The organism is Streptomyces sp. NPDC088817, from assembly GCF_044750345.1.
Taxonomy (GTDB): Bacteria; Actinomycetota; Actinomycetes; order Streptomycetales; family Streptomycetaceae; genus Streptomyces.
Genome location: NZ_JBIVJN010000026.1, coordinates 34,076 through 53,085, shown reverse-complemented (window position 1 = coordinate 53,085; position 19,010 = coordinate 34,076). Strand labels below are relative to the sequence as shown.

13 protein-coding genes and 1 pseudogene are annotated in these 19,010 nt (G+C 71.6%); 6 read left to right on the top strand and 8 right to left on the bottom strand.

All coding sequences use genetic code 11. The features are described 5' to 3' along the window. Positions 1-534: 534 nt before the first annotated feature. The gene (locus ACIP4X_RS33825) at positions 535-783 is read right to left on the bottom strand and encodes a hypothetical protein (RefSeq protein WP_187090186.1); all 249 of its coding nucleotides are present in this window, start codon (positions 781-783) and stop codon (positions 535-537) included. A 116-nt stretch (positions 784-899) separates the two neighbouring features. Between ACIP4X_RS33825 and ACIP4X_RS33820 the strand changes: the two genes are divergently transcribed. The 4 genes from ACIP4X_RS33820 (at position 900) to ACIP4X_RS33805 (ending at position 7,545) form a co-directional block, all read left to right on the top strand. Continuing rightward, positions 900-2,054 carry a hypothetical protein gene (locus ACIP4X_RS33820; RefSeq protein ID WP_401352117.1) on the top strand — a complete coding sequence of 385 codons (1,155 nt, stop codon included), beginning with the start codon at positions 900-902 and terminating at the stop codon, positions 2,052-2,054. A 740-nt stretch (positions 2,055-2,794) separates the two neighbouring features. Beyond that, the gene (locus ACIP4X_RS33815) at positions 2,795-5,245 is read left to right on the top strand and encodes a hypothetical protein (protein WP_401352114.1); all 2,451 of its coding nucleotides are present in this window, start codon (positions 2,795-2,797) and stop codon (positions 5,243-5,245) included. Next, entirely contained in the window at positions 5,242-5,772 is a 531-nt protein-coding gene (locus ACIP4X_RS33810) for a hypothetical protein (RefSeq protein WP_401352111.1), read from the top strand. Before ACIP4X_RS33815 ends, ACIP4X_RS33810 begins: the two co-directional genes overlap by 4 nt. 117 nt (positions 5,773-5,889) lie before the next feature. Next, positions 5,890-7,545, top strand: coding sequence for a hypothetical protein (locus ACIP4X_RS33805; RefSeq protein ID WP_401352109.1), 1,656 nt, complete (start codon positions 5,890-5,892; stop codon positions 7,543-7,545). A 980-nt stretch (positions 7,546-8,525) separates the two neighbouring features. On the opposite strand, the gene ACIP4X_RS33800 is transcribed toward ACIP4X_RS33805, so the two are convergent. The 3 genes and pseudogenes from ACIP4X_RS33800 to ACIP4X_RS33790 all read right to left on the bottom strand — a co-directional run bounded on the left by ACIP4X_RS33800 (position 8,526) and on the right by ACIP4X_RS33790 (position 12,288). Continuing rightward, complete coding sequence (locus ACIP4X_RS33800) at positions 8,526-10,943, bottom strand: Helicase associated domain protein (RefSeq protein ID WP_401352105.1); 2,418 nt, start codon at positions 10,941-10,943, stop codon at positions 8,526-8,528. Continuing rightward, positions 10,940-11,956 (bottom strand): annotated as a pseudogene (locus tag ACIP4X_RS33795) (hypothetical protein). Before ACIP4X_RS33795 ends, ACIP4X_RS33800 begins: the two are co-directional and overlap by 4 nt. After that, complete coding sequence (locus ACIP4X_RS33790) at positions 11,953-12,288, bottom strand: dioxygenase (RefSeq protein ID WP_401352102.1); 336 nt, start codon at positions 12,286-12,288, stop codon at positions 11,953-11,955. Before ACIP4X_RS33790 ends, ACIP4X_RS33795 begins: the two are co-directional and overlap by 4 nt. Before the next feature lie 548 nt (positions 12,289-12,836). Here ACIP4X_RS33790 and ACIP4X_RS33785 point away from each other — a divergent pair. Then, entirely contained in the window at positions 12,837-14,906 is a 2,070-nt protein-coding gene (locus ACIP4X_RS33785) for a PQQ-binding-like beta-propeller repeat protein (RefSeq protein WP_401352099.1), read from the top strand. Positions 14,907-14,970: 64 nt separating this feature from the next. Here ACIP4X_RS33785 and ACIP4X_RS33780 read toward each other — a convergent pair whose 3' ends face one another. Further along, positions 14,971-15,444: a hypothetical protein gene (locus tag ACIP4X_RS33780; RefSeq protein WP_120049502.1), complete on the bottom strand. Its 474-nt coding sequence runs from the start codon at positions 15,442-15,444 to the stop codon at positions 14,971-14,973. Positions 15,445-15,829: 385 nt separating this feature from the next. Between ACIP4X_RS33780 and ACIP4X_RS33775 the strand changes: the two genes are divergently transcribed. Continuing rightward, entirely contained in the window at positions 15,830-16,123 is a 294-nt protein-coding gene (locus tag ACIP4X_RS33775; RefSeq protein ID WP_364455530.1) for a hypothetical protein, read from the top strand. A gap of 215 nt (positions 16,124-16,338) precedes the next feature. Here ACIP4X_RS33775 and ACIP4X_RS33770 read toward each other — a convergent pair whose 3' ends face one another. Genes ACIP4X_RS33770 through ACIP4X_RS33760 form a run of 3 tightly spaced genes read right to left on the bottom strand, consistent with a single transcriptional unit; the run spans position 16,339 to position 18,795 of the window. After that, entirely contained in the window at positions 16,339-16,911 is a 573-nt protein-coding gene (locus tag ACIP4X_RS33770; protein ID WP_141202756.1) for a transcriptional regulator, read from the bottom strand. Positions 16,912-16,939: 28 nt separating this feature from the next. Then, positions 16,940-18,508: a helix-turn-helix transcriptional regulator gene (locus ACIP4X_RS33765; RefSeq protein WP_364455533.1), complete on the bottom strand. Its 1,569-nt coding sequence runs from the start codon at positions 18,506-18,508 to the stop codon at positions 16,940-16,942. Next, on the bottom strand, positions 18,505-18,795 hold the full coding sequence (locus ACIP4X_RS33760) for a helix-turn-helix transcriptional regulator (protein WP_107439746.1): 291 nt from the start codon (positions 18,793-18,795) through the stop codon (positions 18,505-18,507). The genes ACIP4X_RS33765 and ACIP4X_RS33760 overlap by 4 nt, the downstream gene beginning before the upstream one ends. Between the last annotated feature and the right edge of the window lie 215 nt (positions 18,796-19,010).

Genomic DNA, 19,010 nt, shown 5'->3' with positions numbered 1-19,010 from the left:
GCGCGCGTCCTGCTCCGCAGGAACGACGCGCCGACGCTACGCGTCGGTACCCGTCTCCGCTCCGCGGAGACGTCCGGTCCCTCCGGGACCGGTTGATCCGCTCCGCGGATCAGGGGTGGTGGTCCCGATCGCTCCGCGATCGTGCCTGACAGCGTAATTTCTATATAACTTGACTGTAGTAAAGGTGAGTTGAGTGGCCGTCCACTCCGTGGCCGGCCTCTGGCTGGCTAACGGACAGGGTCGTGCGGTCTGTCGACTTCCTGTTGATGCCTCATCAGATAGGTGACCCGGCAAGTGGCGGGGTGGGGTGCTTCCTTGTCTTCAGAACTATGGAAGATTCGAGTTTGGGGTCTCCCCCGTCGCTGTTCCGTTTTCGAGCCGGGGGTGCAGACGGCCTTGGTGCAATGCCGCGGCACCTCCGCACACGATCGAGGCCGGGGCGGCGCGGTTCGCTGCGTCGGAACGAACGGCGCAGGCACTTTGCCGTGGTTGGGCGGCTCGCCGTCCGCCGGGGGCACGGCGCTCCTCGCCCGCTTACTGCGGGCGGTCGGGGTACCAGGGAGCGAGGCGCAGCAGGAGGTGGAGTGTGTGGCGGGCGGCGGTGCGGTGAGCCGGGCGGGAAGCATAGGCGGCGCCGAGAGCGAGGGCTACGGCGAGGGCCAGGAGCAGTAGGAGGGCGGTGCCGGCGTAGGTGAGGGCGGTGCGGCCGGTCGGGGCGAGCAGGAGCACGGTGGCGGCCGTGGTGGCCGTACGGGCGGGACGCTGACGGGTGCGGATGGGCATGGGCGGACGGCTCCTTCGCGGTGCGCGGGCCCTGGCCGGGGCCCGGTTGTCTGCCCAGTTCAGCGCGTACGTGACCTGCGTTTTCCGAGTACCTCGCGGGGTTCTAACTTGGGGTGGTGGCCAGAGGGGTGCCGAGCACGGCGGACAAGGAGCTGATCGAGCGTCTGGCGGCGCTCGGGGTGCGGGTGTCGGCGGCGCAGCTGGAGCGGTGGCGTGGGGCGGGGCTGCTGCCCGGGCATGCGCGGCGGTGGCTGGGACGGGGGCGCGGGTCGGTTTCGGTGCTCGCCGAGGAGACGGTCGCCGTCGCGGCGGCGCTGGGACGGCATGCGCGGCCGGGGCGTGATCTGCGGTGGACGGTGATCGCCTGGTACACCGAGGCCGGACTCCCGACCGGGCCCGGGGAGTTGGCGGTGCCGGAGCCGCCGTGGCCAGCCGTGCGGGAGGCGCTGGTGTGGGCGGTGGGCCGCTCGCACGCCCAGCGGGTGGTGGTGCAGGCCCGGGCTGCGGGCGGCGGGGGTGAGGAGGCGCAGGACGCTTTCTACGCGGAGGCCGGGCGGGTGGTGGGGCGGGGTCCGGCCGGGCTGCCGCACCCGGACGAAGTACGGCGGGTGATCGAGGACCCCGCGGGCGGGTGGGGGCCGAGCCCGGAGCGCGAGCAGCGGAGCGCGGTAGTGCGCTTGGCCGCGGCCGCCGGGATGGGGGCCGGCGAGGTCGGGGGCGAGATGCTCGTCGAGGCGCTCGCCGCGCTGATGCCCGGTGTGGACTGGACTCCGGTCGCGGAGTCCGCGCGCAGGGCCGAGAGCGAGGGCACCCTGGAGAGCTGGATCGCGGCGGGGGCGCTCGTCGACCCACTCGCCCGCCTCCAGGCCGCCGGTGAGGAGGAGATGGCCGCGGCGCGGGGTGTGGTGCGGGTCCTCACTCTGGTCGGCTTCTTCTACGTGATGCATGGGTTCCTGATGCACGACAGCCCCTTCCTCGCCCGGCTGCGGGCGAGGGTCGACGAGTCGGGGTTCGCCTTGTTGATCGCCCTGCTCGTCCCTCAGATGGCCAAGCCGTCCGGTGTCCCCCACGCACTGGTGATGTGCCTGTCTCCCGAGATGGCCGCGTTCGCCGCCTGGATGGAGGAGCTGATCGACGAACAGATCAGTGCCGGGCAAGGGCTACTGTCCCTGCCCGGCGCGGAGGAGGGCGGGGCGAAGGCGTTCATGAAGGCTTGGACCAACCGCGTCCACGAAATAGGCGACCGCGGCCTGGACGGCGCCGACGAGTGACCTCGGTTCGGCCGTCACGGTGGTCCCCGTGCCGAGGTCACTCGTCGGCGCCCCAGGGGTGACCGAGGTGACCGTGCCCGCAGGGCCTGCCCCTCGTTGATCCCGGCGAGTCCTCCAGGCCCCGAGGAAGATCTCTGTCGGGTATCGGACCCGCCCGACAGGGCAGGCCACAGACAGCCGGGCGAGGCGCCAAGGCCCCCTGTGCGCCGCAGTGCAGGGCGGCATGCGGCCAACGCGCTCGGGTGCTTGCCGAGGGCGAGATGCCGCATCTGTCGATGCGGCATCTCCAGTGGGAGCAGCGGGGTTGACTGGCCGATGTGGATGTGAGCAGGCATCCGCACATTGGTGATCTTGTGGTTCTATGCGCGTCTTGCATACAAGTTGTCTGATTTCCATTGGGTCTGACAGACTGTTAGGGCACGTCAGTGGTCTCAATGACCTGCCAGCCCCGTACCGCCGTCGGCGGAGGGGGCGTGAGCCGTACGCCGCGGAACTGCCCACTATTGATGGTGTTGCAGTGGTGGTTCCGGTGGCGCGCACAGTCTCCGGTGGTGGACTCGAAGAGGCAGACGGTCTTCGCCGGTACGCGCCGCAGGTGCGTGGCGGTGGCGGCGGCCCTCGCCGGTGCTCCGTGGAAGGAGTGCCTGCGGTCCGGGTGCGTGCCGTATTCGGCATCGCCGGATGCGCTGGGTCGCGCCCGGGGCCATGAGGGCTCCGGGAGTTAGGACTGTCTGCTTCTCATGTCTGCCCGCAAGGCCCCCGAGGGGCCCTTTCCGTATCCCACCCACCCGACCTGGGCTCTGAACCTCTACGAGGCCATCGTTAACACCTGCGGGGTCGAGGGCTTCGCGCCCGTGCCCCAGCAGGCCGTGCTTGACGCTCTCGCGCCGGCGCTCGGCGAGGGCGAGGCCAAGCACGTCACCGAACGCCGGCGCGAGAGCCGTTTCCTGCGCGCCACCGCTTACCACGTCGAGCAGCGCGACACCGACGGGGCGCTGCTGGTGCTGAAGGCGAAGCTGCACGGGGCGGCGACGCTGCCCTGGGTCAACAACGACCGCACGCGCAGCGCCTGGCTGCACCCCTCCGCCGAGAACCAGCAGCGGCTGGAGGAACTCGTCGACCAGCAGCGGTCGGTGGCCGTGCGGACCGTCGCACTGGAGCGGGCGCGGTCGGCGCTGCGGACCCTGTCCCCGACCGCGACGGCGGCGGAGAACAGCGCGGCGGCGGCCGCGGTCGAGGCCGCCGAGGAGGAACTGGCCCGCGCCAGGCGGGAGCTGGAGGTGTGCGAGCAGACGCTGGGCAAGCGGCGCCCGCTGCCGGTGGTGCGGGCCGTCACCGAGGACGGGATCCCGCTCGCGGCGCTCACGACGGAGGCCGTCCGCACGGAGGTGGCCACCGAGGTGCAGCGCTATGCCGTGGAGACGCTGCGGCAGCGGGCGCGGCAGCGCCCCTACGACCTGGCGGAGTCCCTGGTGCAGGAGGGCCAGCGGGATTCCACGGTGGTCGTGCTGCAGCGCACCCCGGTGATCGACCAGGACGGATCCCGGCGGCACATCTGGCGGGGCCAGCAGGCCACCGGCGCCAACCGGACCGATGCCCGCCTGGAGACCTTCGGCATCACGCCCCAGCACCTGCTGACCGGTGTGCCGCAGTCCCTGCTGCGACTGCCCGGGGAGGAGGACAACCGGCGGATGGTCGTACGGGGTCTGGGCGAGATCCTGCGCCGGATCAGCTCCCTGCTCAACGCCGAGTACGCCGACCCCGACCAGGATCTTGAAGGGCGTGCGCAGCGGGCGGCGCGGATCGCGCAGGTGCCGGCCCGGATCGTAGTCGGCGCCAAGAAGCCGGAGCGCCTGGAGGAGTCGCTGCGCCAGCTGAACGTCCACGAGCACCTGCGCGGCCAGCTGGACTACGAGGACATGGACCGCTCCCTGGGACTGTGGTCGACCCTGGTCAAGGCCTACCGGACCAAGGGGCTGCTGGGTGAGCTGCTGGCCCAGGAGGTCGCCCACGGCCGCATCGCGGCCAGCGAGTTGGACGAGGAGGCGATCGCGGACGCGCTGGTCGGGGCCCGGGCGCTCGACGAACTCATGGTGCTGCTGCCGCCGGGCGACGACGTGGGCCCCATGACCCTGCGGGACGTGGCGATCCGCTGTGCCACCGTCCTGGTGTTCCCGCCGGTCCCGCCGCGCCCCGAGGGCCTGTCGGCCCGGGCGCACATGCCCACCGGCCAGTACTGGCCGGTGGTGCGCGCCGCCCTGCAGGAGGCCTCCTGGACGCAGAGGAACGGGGACAAGGCCAAGCGGCGCACGGAGATCTGGGCGGCCGTGGTCGCCCAGCACTTCCTGCGCCCCGGCCCCCTCGCCGCCGCCGAGGGCCTGTTCGGCAGGGCCGAGGTGCAGTTCGGGGTACGCACCGACGCGCGCAGCCTCGCCTCGCTGCTGACCGCCTGCCGCCAGGGAGACCCCGCGGCCTGGGAAGCCCTGGTGCGGCGGCACCTGGCGCCCGGCATGATCAGCGGCGCCGAGCCGTTCATCACGCCCAACCAGGGCTCACTCACCAGCGCGCAGCGCAAGGGTGTGCGGCGCGCGCCGTCCAACGCGGTCCAGTCGCTCGTGGAGGCCTACACCAACCCGCCCGAGGGCGTCACGCGTGCGCTGCTGCTCGCGTTCGCCGAGTCCGTGCTGCGCGCCCCCGACTCCCCGGCCGGCGACGGCCTGGCACCGGGCACCTTCTGGGCGCCCGACGCACACGGCGATCCGTGCGAGGGACTCCTCGCCGACAAGGAATGGTTCGACGCGCTCTTCCCCCTGACCTCATTTCCCAGGTCCAAACGGCCGCAGCCACCCGCAGACAACATCGCTGCCGAGGACGGGGGCAGCGGCGAGGACACCGTGGAACTCGCCGAGGAGATTCCCGAGGACCCACTCGTGCGGCTGACCCGTCTGCGCATGGAAGTGTCGGCCGTGGTCGACAGCAGCACGGTGGGCGCCGCCGCCCTGGCCGAGCAGATCGCCCGGCTCCTGGTCACCCTTGAGGACGCTGTGCGTGCCCGTGAGGAGGCCGGCGCCGCAGAGGAACCGGCCCAGGTGCAGAAGCTGTACGTAGAGGACTTCAACAAGATCAAGGCGGAGTGCGCGAAGATCGCCCCGCTGCTGGACAAGGCCACCCTGGCGGTGATGTCGCTGTGAGCGGGGACTGCTGCCCGGAGCCGGTCGCCGGACCGGTGGTCGACGCGCGGGTGCTGCGCCACGCGTGGACGGCGCTGGGCCCCCTGGCGCGCGGCGGCTGGCCCGCCTCGCGCAGCCTCCTCCTACCGCACCGGGCCGAGAGCCTCGCGGCGCTCGGCGAAGTGCTGGCCGGGCTGTATTTGGCGGTCGACGCCGAGGGGCGGCTGCGGTGGCTGGGCAAGGCGCACCGCGGCAGCGGGGTCAAAGCCCGGCTTGAGGATCACTTCCGTCATTCCGAGCGGGCCCGGGTCTACGCGGGGGTGTTCGTCGTGGAGGCCGACCCGTTCAGCCCGGCGAAGGCGATCGAGGCCGCCGAGGGCCGGGCCGCCGACCTGATCGGGCTGCGCGGCCGAATGGGCCCGCGGACATGGCCCGTAGTCACCCCGGCGCAGTGGCTCGCCCAGGTCACCTCGCACCCGGCCACCCGTATCGGCCCTCCCCGCCCGAGCGCGGACGGCTCCGGCGACCGGTCCGCGGCACCGGCCTGACCCATCCCCGCTCGGGTCCCGGCGGATTGTCTGCCGGGACCCGAGCGGGCGGCACGCAGGAGCGGTGCGACAGCCGGATGGGGTTCTGGTGTCAGTGGGCGTTCGTAGGGTGGGTGAGTGGTGAAAGTTCCGTGGGACAGACTGGCGGCCGAGAGCCCGAAGGTGTCCGAGGCACTGGTGACGATGCTGGTGCTGCGTCTGCGCGAGAGAGCGCGGGCGGTCGACGGCAGCGGCGGGGACGGCGGCCGGGACCTGTTCGAGGACACGGAGGACGATGAACTCGTCGTCTACGAGGCGAAGTCGTTCACCGGCCGCATGACCACGGTCCGGCGGCGGCAGGTGGTGGGCTCGCTGGTGTCGGCGGCCCGCCACCAGCCCGACCACTGGGACCTCCTGGTGCCGATCGACCACAACCCCGCCGAACTGCTGTGGTTCGAGGGGCTGCGCGAACAGTTCCCGTTCGTACGGCACTGGCGCGGGCGCGGCTGGCTGGACGAAAAGTTCGCCGCCCATCCCGATCTGGTGCGCTACGCGCTGCAGGAGTCCAGCGACTACATCCTGGATCGGGTCGCCGAGGCGCGCGCCGAGCGGGACGTGCTGCTGGGCGGGCTGCCCGACTATCTCGAGCGGGCGAGCGCGCTGCATGCGCGGGCCCAGGAGATCTCCCCGCACTACGCGCTGCACACGACGCTGGGCGCGGACGGGCAGACGGTCGTACACCTGACGCCCAAGGGGCCCACCCCCGACGGGCAGACGGCGATCCGCTTCACCGGCCGCGTCCGCTTCCCCGCCGGCGATGAACAGGAGGTGCAGCGGCGGCGCCAGTTCGAGGAGACCATGCGCTTCGGCGGCGAGGTGGAACTGACGGCGGACAACCTCGCCGAGACGCGTCTGGCCGGGCCCCAAGGTCTCGGCCTGGATCAGCTCACGCTCGCCAGCGTGCGCATCACCTCGCCCCGCCAGGAGGTGACGCCGCCGCTGCGCGGCCGGGTCATCGTCCAGCAGCCCTCCGGTATCCCGGTCGCCTCCCTGGCTGCGGCCTTCACGCACCGTGTCCTGGGCACGGACGGCGGGACCCTGTACGGAAGCGACATGACCGGCCTGATGCGGGTGCAGGTGCGCTTCAGTCGGCACGATCTGTCCGGCCAGCTCAAGTTCTCCTTCGTGCCGCCCGAGACCGCGATGCCGGCGGCCCTGGTGCCAGTGCTGCAACTGATCGCCGAAAGCCACCCCGGCCGATTCATGACGCTCGTCTTCGCCGGGGACTCCAGCGACGGGCTGCGCGCCCCGATCACCACCGGCATGACCCCGCCCGGCTGGGAGGCGGGCGAAGCCCGGTTCTGGGCCAACGCGTACGACGACCTGGCCCGGCTGCAGAGCAGGACCGGCCAGTACTTCCCCGTCCCCGACGACTTCACCCGGCACGACGTCCGCGAGGTCAAGGAGATCCACGCACTACTCGACGGAGAGGAGATCGTCCTGCGGGGCGAGACCGTGTCCGTGGAGGTGATCAGCGCCGAGGGCCTCGACCAACTAGCTGACATCCGCGGCGGCATGTTCCGCCTCACCGTCGGATACGAGTCCATGCTCTTCACCCTCGGCGACCACCAGATCGACCTCGGCCCCTGCACCGAGACCTACACCATGGACAAGATCCTCAACATGAAGGAGGCCCGGCACGAACTCGCCGAGCACGGGCACGCCAAGGTGATCATGCGCCTGTCCGAGCGCTTCCCGGCCGTGCGCTACCTGGGAAACGAACGGCCGGAGTAGTCGCGGGGGTTCCCCGCGGTCCAGGCGCCGGCCTCGGCGGGCAGATGACCTGTACGGTACGGGGCCGCAACCGCTCTACCCAGCCGAGGTGTTGGGCTCGGGTGCGGTGCGGTCGATGAGGGCGTTCAGGCCCGCAAGGTTGGGGCGGGCGGCGGCGACCTTGGCGGTCAGGGCGCGCACCGAGGGACGACTCGCCTCGCCTGGCGAGGCGGCCTCGACCGGCGTAGTTGGTCGAAGGCTCCGGCGCTGTCGCCGGCATCGAGCAGGTGGCGGGCGGTGTCGGTGGCGGCCCGGGCGCGGCGCTCGCCTGTCGGCAGGGCCCGCAGGTCGAGGCGGGTTGCGTGGGCGAGTGCGGTGTCGACGTCTCCGAGGTGGCGGTGGATCCCGATCCGGTAGAGCGTGCACTGGGCGGCCGCCAGCAGATGCCGGTGGCCGTCGTCGTACGGGCGGTGTGCGAGACGCCGGGGTGGTCTGGTCGGTCGCGTACTCGAAGTCCCGCGCGAGGGCGGCCTCGTGGGCCTGCGCGGCGGTGTAGGCGACGGTGAGCTCCACCATCCCCGCCGCGTCCAGCTCGGCCGCGGTGGGCCGCGAGGCGGATGTCAGCCGGTCGTGTGCCTCCTGCAGCAGGGCGAGGGCCTGTGCAGTGCGGCCGGTGCGGCGCAGCGGGGTCGCGCCCGCGCGGGCCGCCGCGGCGAGCACCACCGCGTCCCCGCAGCGGCGGGCCGCGGCGCTGGCCAGGCCCTCGTAAGCGCCGGCCGGCTCGGTGCGGGACTGTTTGAAGCATCCACACTCCTGCCGCGCGGGCGGCGCCCGCCAGGCCCGCTCCGGCCCGGCCCTCATCCCGGGCCCGGCCCAACGCCGGGGCGCCCTCACGACGGTAGACCGTCTGGGCGGGCGCCGACAGGGGCGCCCGCCGACCACACGCCCCCACCACCGTGCTGCGGGCAGAGCGAGAAAACCGCAGCGGGTGCGGTGCGGCCTCAGCCGTCCTCGATCCAGTCGACAGGCACGGGCGCGGCCGCTGTTTCGAGGCCGTGCTCGGCGAGCACCTGGGAGAGCAACTGCTGCTGTCTGGCGGGAAGCTGCCCGGCGTTCAGCTTGGTGCGGGTCTTGGCGAGCCAGGGGCCGATCATGACGCGTTCGCCGTCGACCTCGATCCATTCGCGGGCGCCGGGGGTGCGCTGCCAGCGCTGAAGGAACAGGGCGAGGATCTGCACGGTCTGGGCGAAGGAGCGCCGCCCGGCCGTTCTGTCCGGGTGGTCAAGGTCGATCTGGCCGGGGGTGAGGCCGATGTGGGTGAGCAGGTCGCGCTGGCCGGGTTCGAGCCGGTCGAAGGTGGCGAGTTGGCGGTGCAGCCAGCTGCCCGCCTTCGTCTCGCCGATCACGGTGTCGCGGGTGAGGGTGGCCGGGTGGTGGCCGGCTTCGAGGTGGCGGCGCAGGGCGTGGTACTTGCGGTGCCAGTCGGCGCCGTGCGGCAGGCGCCAGTCTGCGTCGAGGGCGTCCAGCTGGGCTGCGCGGGCGGGGGTGAGGCGGCCTTTGCGGTCCAGGGAGCGCTGGTCGGCGAGGAACTGGCCGCCGGGGGCCTGGGCGGGGATGGCGAGGTGGCCGTGTTCGGCCTGGTAGGCCTCGACGGCGGCCAGATGCCCCTGCCAGGCGGCCTCGTGCCCGTCCCAGATCATGCCGAGTGCCTCGAGCTCGGCGATCCATGCGGGATCGAGGGTGCCGGTGCGGTGGGCGGTGCGCTGGCCGGTGATGAAGGCGCCGAGCCGGTAGCCGTAGGCGTCTTCGTAGTCGGCCGGGACGCGCAGGTGGCCGTGTTCGGCCCGGTAGCGGACGGCGGCGGCGAGGCCGGCGCGGCGGGGGGCGGACAGGACGGCGCCGTCGGCGGGCCAGACCATGAGGTCCAGGGCGCGGGCGATGGCGGTGGGGTCGAGGGTGTGGTCGAAGCGGAAGCGGCGGGTGATGTAGGTGTGGGGGTCCCGGGCGGGGCGCTGGTTCTTGGCGCGGGGGGCGCGGGCGGCGATGGTCTGGTCGTGGTGGCGTAGGGCGGCGGTGACCAGCCAGAGGGCTTCGTAGGGGGTGCCGAGGAGGTCGGTGGGGTCGGCGGCGGGCGGGATGTAGGCCGGGATGACCAGGCTGGCCGTCTTGGCGGTGAGGGTGGGGGGTTTGCGCAGGGCGCGGCCGAGGGCTTGGACGATGCGGCGGACGCTGCCGGTGCGGTCGGCGAAGACGACGGCGTCGACGGCCGGCAGGTCAACGCCCTCGCCCAGGACCTTGGCGTTGGCCAGCACGCCCCGCTCGGCGTCGGAGAAGCGGGCCAGGATGGCGGCGCGCCGGGTGGGGCTGTGGGTGCCGTCGATAGAGGCAATGCTCAGGTGGTCGGTCCAGTCGGGGCGCTGGTCGTCGGGCAGGGTGCGCAAGGTGTGGCGGAGCTGGTGGGCGAAATCTGATGCGTCGGCGATCTGCTGGAAGTACACGAACACGTGGCGCAGGTCGTGTTCGCGCATGGCCTTGAGGATGGCCAGGTGCAGGGCGGTGGTGCGGCGCGCGGTGGGCCCGGCTTCCGGATCGGTGAGCGCGGTGCGCAGTTCGTCGTCGGTGACCGTGGGCACGACGAGTTGGTAGTCGGCCAGGACGCCGTCGTCGATGGCGTCGGCGTGGGAGTAGGTGTGCAGGCGAGGGCCGAAGATCTTCGGCTGGTCCATGGTGGCCAGCAGCGTGGGGTCGTCCCATTCCGGGGCAGTCGCGGTCGTGCGTTTGGGGGTCGGGCCGGTGGTGGGCGGCTCGGCCAGGCGCGGTGCCTCCCACACGTAGGGGGTGGCGGTGAGGTAGAGACGGCGGTCGGCCGGGATACGGCTGTTGTCGTGCAGCGCCGTCCAGTTCTTGGTCCAGGTGCCGGCCGTGGCGTGGGCCTCGTCCACGACCAGCAGGCCGAAGACGGGGGCGGGGAAGACCGCCGAGTGCTGGGCTTCCTCGATCTTGGACAGGGAGTCGAAGGTGAAGAACACCGTCGCTCGGGGGTGGCGGGCCAGCCAGTAGGCTAGGTACTCCCCGGCGTTGGTGGAATCGGCGCCGACTGCGGCCAGCACCGGGTGAGAGGCGGCGCGCAGCGACGAGACGGTGATCATCGGCTCGCGGCGGAGGTCGGCGCGGGCGGCGGCCGCCCACTGGGCGACCAGGTCCAGGCTCGGCAATGCCACCCCCAGATGCTGCACTCCCAGTTCCTCGGAGGCGCGCAGCGCGAGGAGGGTCTTGCCGGTGCCGCAGGCGGAGACGACGTGGCCGCGGGTGTGCGGTCGACGCAGGTGGCGGACCGTGTTGGCGATGCCCTCCTGCTGATCGGTGCGCAGGGCCAGGCGGGTGGTGTGCTGGGGGGTTGCGGGGCTGGAGGGCGTCACGCGGGTCCTCGGCGTACGGCGCAGACAGGGCAGGTAGCCATTCTGGCCTGAGGGAGTAACTCCGTGCGGGGTGGATTCCCGCGCTTGCGGGCGGGTTGTCCAAGGCGCAGTTTCCTGTCCAGCCGAGCAAGCCTCTCGCCCCGGCTGGTGGGACAGCCGTGCGTTGGGATGCGGCTCCCTTCGACAAGGCCGAGCGCGCCGGCGGTGTACGACGGCGGGAGCATCGCGACCTTCCGGGGGTACACCGGCAGCACCGACCGCGGCGTGCGCTGGCACCTCGTGTGGGTTTCTGAGCGACTCGACGAAGCAGCAGCTGCGGGGATGTGAGGGGCTGTGGTGGCGATGCCACGGGTTCCTCTCGGGGTACGGAGTGCCGTCGCACGGCGTGCGGCGGAGCAGCGCTCCCGCCCCGGCGATGGCGCAGTCGGGTCACACGTCGTCCGGCGTGGTGCCGCGCTTGCCCGACACGGGCGGGGTCGGCAGCCATGCCTCACCCGGCTCGACGACGAAAGTGAACTCGAGGCTGTACCAGGGCTCACGTCAGGACCGGGCGCCGGCTCGTTCTCGTGGCGCACGTACGTGCCGACCAGGCTCTGTACGACGCCGAACTGCGCGTCGGTCTCCAGGATCGGGTCGTCGTGGCTGTAGAGCTGGGACGCGATCGTCTTGTAACCGGGTTTGTGGATCAGCGCATGGAGATGCGCCGGCCGGACCGGGATGGCGTTCCAGCGCGGTCAGAGCTCTCCCACCGGCCCGTCGATCGGTATCGGATAGCCGGAAGGCTTGATACTGCGGAAGGCGAACACATCTTCCTCATCGCTGAAGAACTTGCCACGCAGGTTCCACTCGGCCTGCTCGGGATCCTGGTTCTCGTAGAGGCCAGCCGGTGACGCGTGCCAGACGTCGACTTCCGCGCCGGCGACCGGCGTTCCATCCGTGTCGACGATCCGGCCGGTGAAGAACAGCGGCGGCCCCTCGGTCGGCGAGCGGACGATCGACTCGCCGTTGTTCATCGCCGGGCTGCCCTGCACCAGAACGGACCGAGCAGGTTCGCCGAGGTCGGTTTGTCCTCGCTGCCGTTGTTCATCAAGGCGACCAGCGTCGACAGGCCCAGCGAGCCCGCCATCAGCCTCACCTCGTTGTGGCTGGGCGTGGTGAGTTGGCCAAGCCTGGTCACGATGTTGATGGAGGTGTCGAACTCCTTCTCGGTCAGCCGCACTTCGCGAGCAAAATCGTGCAGGTGGCGCACCAGTGCCTGGACGATCTCCTTGACTCGCGGGTCGCCGGCCCGCTCCGTCTCGGCAAGTACCGCGGCGGTGAGCTGCTCTTCGTCCTGGATGATCACATCGGCATCCCCTTGAGACGGTCGGCTGCTGACCCGTGGCCGACACTGCGACGCAAGTATCGGAGGGGCGTTCGGCCCGCACAACGACAGTGTTCATCCAGTGAACAATGAGGCGCCGCAGCGCGAATGAACTCCGGACACACGTTCGGACAGGCCAAAGGGATCGGCCTCTTCGAGGAGGTCGATGTCGCCGGCCGTCGCTCATTCCGCTCTTTCGCGCTTCACGCTGTCTGCCCGCTCCGCCGTCGCTTCTCGGGTCGTCCGGCGGCCCCACGGCGCGGCGTCCGTACCCCTGCGGGCCGGTGGGGAAGCGGAAGCACCAGCCGAACCGCCGGTATCGGCGGGCGCCCGAGCCCCGGCCAGGGGCAGTCGGTGTCAAAGAGCCGGTAACCGACTGTGCGATGGCGCGTTGCCCAGAGGGGGCAGTGCGCCCATGGCGCGACACTCCGATGGACTCACGCACGGGGCGCGTGCGCGCGTGTTGGGTCACTCCCCCTTGGCCGGCCCGGCCCGTGCGCCGGCTGTCACGGATCACACTGGGGAGGGACGTGTCCTACCGTCGCAGTATCGGCGCTCCGGCCGCGTTGCCCGTTCAGCGCGGCGCATTGCAGCAGGACGGTTCGCCGGGTCCGGCCGGCGCCAGCCCCTACTCCACCGGGGGTGGCGGGACCATCCTGGAGCAGCGCTATGGAGCGGTGCTGTTGTCACATCTGCTGACCGGGACGCCGGTGCCTGGCCTGGGGGACGCCGTGACACCGACCCGGATCCGTTTTCAGGCGCGTTCCGTCAGCCGTGTGGACGACATCGTCGTGGTCGGAACGGCACCCAACAAGACGGAAGTTGTGCTGTCCATCGGGGTGCGCAGAAGGCCGAAGCTGGTACCGAGCGAGGCGGACTCCGTCAAGCTCATCGCCGACTTCCTGCACGTCGCGTGTACCAGGCGGGCGCTGGTGGACAGCGGCCGCTGGAAGCTCGCCCTGGCCGTGGTGCCCTCCTGTGTTCCCGCTCAGCAGCTCAAGGCGTTGGCCGAGATGGCTTCGGCCTCGGGCAGCTGGACGGAGTTTCAGGACCGGCTGCGCCGTCCGGGGAGCTTGCAGACAGCGGTACGCAACCGGCTGACCCAGCTGGAAGCGATCGTCGCCTCCCTGATCCCCGAGCCGTCGGCGCAGGCGGCGCGGGAGACCTGGCGGCTGCTGTCGGTCCTGCGTCTGACCGAGATGCGCCTGGAAGGCGCCGACTGCACGGACCGGACCTACAGTGTCGAACGCCTGCGGGACGTGACGCCGCAGCGCAGCAACGACGCGGCGCACGCCCTGTTCGCCCATCTCGCGGAGCAAGTGGGCGCCTATGCTCCCGGCGGCGCGGTGGTGGATCTGTCCCGGCTGCACGCTGACCTCCAGGGACTGGACTGCTTCGCCCCGGCGTACCTGCCCTCCCCCGCCACTGCTGCGCCCGCCCGGCCTGCGACGCGAACGTCACGGCCAAGCCGGCGCCCTGCACGCGCCAAGCTGCGGTGGAAGGCACGTCTGCTGTCCGGGACGGCCCGCCAGCCCCAAGTGGACGACGGCACCGTGGTGGTGGTCGACGGCTGCTGGACGCTCGCCTTCGATGTCGACTCCGGCGACCAACGCTGGGGCAAGAAGGGCGGCGGCGGGCACAGAGCGGTGGTCGCCGGTAGGGCGTGCTTCGCCTCCGACCCTCTGGGCCATGCCCGGGCCCGGGATCTGCACACCGGTCAGCGCAGCGCGCCGCTACGCCTGCGCATGCAGGACGGCCTGGCCGCGGTGTCGGACGGGGTGCTGTTCGCCGCGCACCCCGCGACGGGGCTGAGCGCCTACGACGTCGCCTCCAAGGCGGTGCTGTGGTCGTACGCCGGGGACCGCCTGCAGGTCGCGGCAGCGCCCCAAGCTCATGGCGGCACGGTGTTCGCGCTGCTGCAGGCCCCGTCGGCAGCCGCGGGCGAGCAGCAGGTTCTTGCTGCCTTCGAGGTACGGAGCGGGCGTACGGTGTGGTGCTGGCCAAGCGGCTCGTGCGCCATCGCGCACTGGAGCGCCGGCGACCAGGTCCTCACCGCCGTTGTCGACACACCGGATCACAAGCGGGAGATCGTCGCCCTGGACCGCATCAGCGGAGGGCTGCTGTGGCGCCACGAACTGACCGGCGAAGCGGCAGCAGCACCGGTGCATGCGGGTACGGCGGTTCATCTGACAACCCGGAGCGGCCGAGCGCTGGCCTGGGATGCACAGGGTGGACGCCTGCGGTGGGACGTTCAGGCCTCCCGGAGCATCACTACGGCTCCCCTGGTCACCGACGACGGCGTCTGTATCGCTTCTTTCGCCCCGGGGCGGCTGGTGGTCCTCGATCCCTCCTCGGGTGGCGAGTTGTGGCGCAAGAGCGTGAGCGGCGCCTTCACCGCCGCGCCGTTCGTGGCGGGCAATCGCATCTGGGCGGCTGACCGTACCGGAGTCCTGCACAGCTGGGACCCGGGCACCCGCCGAACCCTGGCACAGCAGTTGGAGCGGTGGAGCGAAGAGGGCGGCGGGCAGCCGGCCGTTGAGGGCCACACGATGTTCGTCTCCACCTGCAGCGGCTGGCTCCAGGCGTGGGAACTGCCCTGAAGGCCTACAGGCCGCGTCGTCGGCAACCGCATCCCCGTCGTCGGCACAGCCCTGGCCTGGGCTGTCAGCGCTCGATCGACAGCGGTACGCGCACGTAGCTGGTGAGCCCGGCATGGATCGCGGGGTCGATGCAGTCCACGTCGGCCATCGGCCCGGTGATGACGACGACGTCACCGGTGGCGGCGACAGCGCGCTGCCACGTGGACTGCGACGGCATGGAGCCGTCGTAGAGGTAGCTCGTGTCCGGGAAACGGATCACGAGGGCCTCGTCGGGCAGTCGCAGCTCGGCGCTCCAGCCCGGGGTGCGCTGCGGGGTGAAGAGGGACGTCATGGTGAGCTGCTGTCCACCCGTGCGTCGTACCAGGTACTCGACGGCGTCGGGGATCTCGACCTGATCCTGGGCATCGCGGACCTGCAGGGTGTGGGGTTGCAGGATGAAGATCGCTGCTTCGTCGGCAAAGTGCCCGCTCGCCGCCCGGAGTTGCATTTCGGCGATGCCCGGGACGTGAGGCGGCAGTGGGGTGTCGTGGTTACTCATCGCATCTCCTCTTGTCCTCTTGCGCGTTCAGGGTGCGGCCGGGGGTCACTGGCAGAGGAAGTCCGTCGACCACCGGGACAGTCCGGCGACGAGGGTGACGGCGGTGTCCGCCGCTTCGCGTCGTCTCATCCTTGCGGGCCTTCACCCTCCGACGGCGGGAAAGTCACGAACCCGCCGCACGGCGGCAGATCTTCCAGTAGGAGGCACGAGCGGGCCCGGCTCTCCGTCGACCTCGACGTCACGGGCGCCTCCACTCGGCGATCGGGCCGAACTTCGGGTCGAACCGCGAAAGCGGGAACCTACGCGAGTTCATCGACCACACGCGGAACCTGGCCGACGCCTCCGGCGGCACCCCGCTGATCGTCGTGGGCGGCGCCGGTCGCTGGTGGTCGACGGGGTGCGGCTGGTCGACATGCCCGGCGTCCCGGACACCCACAAGCCCTGGGCGCTCATCGTCGCCGAGGCCCTCGACATGCTGCGGGCCCAGCCCGAGGGCGTCGAGTGGACCTTCCTGTCACCGCCCCCGGTCATCCAGCCCGGCGAGCGGACCGGGTCGTACCGGCTCGGCGGCGACTCCCCTGCAGGTGACGCCATCTCCGCCGAGGACTACGCGGTCGCCCTGATCGACGAAGCTGAGCGGCCCGCCCACCGCCGGCGGCGGTTCACCGTCGCCAACTGAGCTTCGGCCCCGAGGGGTTGTTCAGCTCGGAAAAGGGCCCTGACCTGCGAAGGTAAAGAGCGGCAACCGAGTCGGGTTGTACGCCGGGTTCTACGGTGAGGGCGACGGCGTATCGCGGCGCTGGAGCGCCCGTTCGCCTTGGCGGGCACGTCGGTCGACCGGGGCGATGCCACGCGCTGCCGGGGTGGGATACGCGACATGCGGACTTGCGGGGGTCAGGCGGCGAAGCCGATGTTGGTGACGTATTCGTACTGGCCCCACTGTGATCCGAGGTCGACGATCTGCTCGATCCAGGCCTCGTCCAGGGCCCGGTCGTCGCCGGTGGACCAGGCCGCCACGAGGACCTCCCAGTGGCGGATGTTGAGGGTGCGCAGTTCCACGACCCGCTGGTGGGAGGGCCGCACGCCGGACTGGTTGAGCGGGTGGATCTCGACGCGGGTGCCCCGGCCGCCGCGGTTGAGGCGGGCCAGGAGGTAGCGGGCGACGTTGCGGCGGCGGAGAGTGCGGTAGGCGGCGTCGATCCGGGCGAGGTTCTGCTTCGTCGGGCTGCGGGTGCCGGCCAGCCATGCCTTCAGGGTGCGGCCTGTGACGGTCAGGCCCGCGTCGTGGGCGGCGGCGCGGGCGTGGGGGGTGCGGGTGAGGTAGTGCAGGCGGGCCATGAGGCCGCGCCGGGTGGTGACGGGGGTGGCGATGAAGTCGGCGAGGGCGTCGAGCTGACGGGCGATGGCCTCGTGACCCTTGATTCCGCTGGCGCCGTACTTGCCGAACTCGGCTGTACGCTCGGGCACTTAAAAGGTCCTTCTTCCCTGTCGGTTCTCAGTCATCGGCTTCTTGGGCGGCGGCCGGGTCTGTGGGCGGGGCGCCGACGGTGTAGACGTCCTTGACCTTCACCTCAAAAACCCCTCGGCCCTCGGGGAAGACACGGCGCCAGGTGCCGATGACGTGGAGTTCGTCGGTGCCCATCGCGCGGACGACCGTCAGGCCCTCGTCGTGCGCCTTGTGCGCCTTCATCCAGAGGTTGGCGAAGGCCTGGGAGCGGATGAGGTGCATCCAGTCGGGGCGGTACAGTTCCCGGTTGTAGTTCGACTCCCCCATCGTGGAGACGAACTTGGAGTACATCGCCTTCACGTACTCCAGCGTCACCTCGTCGCCCTCGGCGAGCGCCCTCTCCCGGGCGTCCTTCAGTGCGATACGGAACTTCTCCAGCAGGCTCTCCGTCGCGCCCGAGGTGAACGACTCGTGGATCTGCGGCGGTTCGCACAGTCCGTACCTGGGGCCGGACAGGCGCAGCAGCAGGCGCAGGGTGGGTTCGGTGACCCAGAGCGGGCCGGGCTCGTCGCGGTTGCCGATCGGGTTGGGCAGGTAGGCGTCGTGCTCCCATGCGGGCGGGGTGATCAGGTGGACGCCGGCGCGGCGGCGGTCGTGGTGGTTGCCGGTGGAGTGCTCCAGCTGGCCGATCGGCAGGTGCGTCTTGAGCGCGCTGAGATAGGCGCCGTTGATGTCCAGGGCCGTCACCTCGTGTGTGCCGGAAGGCAGTTCGGGGCGGGTCCACTTGGGCCGTGCCTCCCAGATCTGGTCGGCGCCGCGGGCGGAGGACTTGCGCAGGATGTCGGGGATCCAGGGGTGGGCGACGATGGCGTAGCGGCCGCCCTTGCGGCAGTTGTCCAGCAGAGCCATCGCGTCCGGGATCGCCCGCTTGACCAGCGCTGCCGTCGCGGCCTCCACATCGCCCTCGTGTCTGGCCAGTGCGGCCGCGACGACTTCTGCGATCGGATCCGGCAGGTCGGAGGCGGCCTGCACACGGCGGGCGCCGGACACGGTTCTCACCGGCGCGGCGGGGCGGGGCGGACGGCTCGCCGGGACAGCCACGGCCGGCGGGGCCGGTTGCGGCGCGCACTCGGCGGGGTCCAGGTGCTGCGGGAATCCGGCGACCTGGTGGCGGGCGGGCTGCCCGCACAGGACGCACGGCCGGGGCACTCCCAGGTCCTCGACGTCGTCGGCTTCCGGCGCCGGATACGGCTGATCAGCTGCACCCGGCCGCTTGGCAGCCGTGCATTCATCATCGCCGCCCGACGTGGCGGGCCCGGATTGGGGGAGGCCGGCGTGAGCAGTGGTTTCGGCCTGCCGGGCGGCACCCAAGTCGGCGAGCTTGGCGTGAGCGCCTTTGAGGAAGTAGGCGTAACGCTCACGGACGTCACCGGCCGGGTCGCGGCCCGCTTCCCAGCCGCCGACCGTGGAGGGACTCACCCCCAGCGCCCGGGCCACCTGCGCGCGGGAGAGGTCCAGTGCTACACGCAGGGCGCGGCGCTGCTCGGCCGGGGGCAGCTCGGCCTCGTTGCGGGCCGCGGCCAGCAGGGCGTCGATCGCCTCGAACTGCGGCTTCACCGCACCTCTCCCTTCACGGGCGGCCGCCGCCGTCCGGCACGGCGCGTGTCGGGCAGTGCCTCGCACGCCCGGGTCGGACCTGCCAGGAAGTCCAGGACATCCATGCCGTAGTGCACGGCCAGCGCCTCGCAGTCGGCCAGACTCCAGGCGGCGGCCCCGGACTGACGGCGGCTCACCTGCGCCTGCGTCACCCCCAGCGCCTCAGCCAGCCTCGCCTGCGACTCGCCCGAGGCGTGCATCAGTGCCGCCACCACCAGCCGCACTCGTTCCGGCAAGGACATTCCCATGGCCCCATCCTACCAAAGTCATGCGATTCATGCATTATTGATGAGTGATTCGCATAGCTGCCTGGTGGGCCGGAGTTCGGGGAACGGCGGGAGGCGGGCGCGGTGCATCGGGGCTCCACCCCGGGCACACCGCGGGGTGGAGCCGAGCCCGGCAGGGATTGGCCGGCGTTTCGTTCAGCCTCTCCCCTGCCCCCTGATGCTCAGCCCCTGGGGTG

What these genes read in the sequence shown, in the direction of transcription:
- ACIP4X_RS33815 (WP_401352114.1), top strand. Translation starts at nt 2,795, where the DNA reads ATGTCTGCCCGCAAGGCCCCCGAGGGGCCCTTTCCGTATCCCACCCAC.
- ACIP4X_RS33825 (WP_187090186.1), bottom strand. Translation starts at nt 783, where the DNA reads ATGCCCATCCGCACCCGTCAGCGTCCCGCCCGTACGGCCACCACGGCC.
- ACIP4X_RS33760 (WP_107439746.1), bottom strand. Translation starts at nt 18,795, where the DNA reads ATGGGAATGTCCTTGCCGGAACGAGTGCGGCTGGTGGTGGCGGCACTG.
- ACIP4X_RS33780 (WP_120049502.1), bottom strand. Translation starts at nt 15,444, where the DNA reads ATGAGTAACCACGACACCCCACTGCCGCCTCACGTCCCGGGCATCGCC.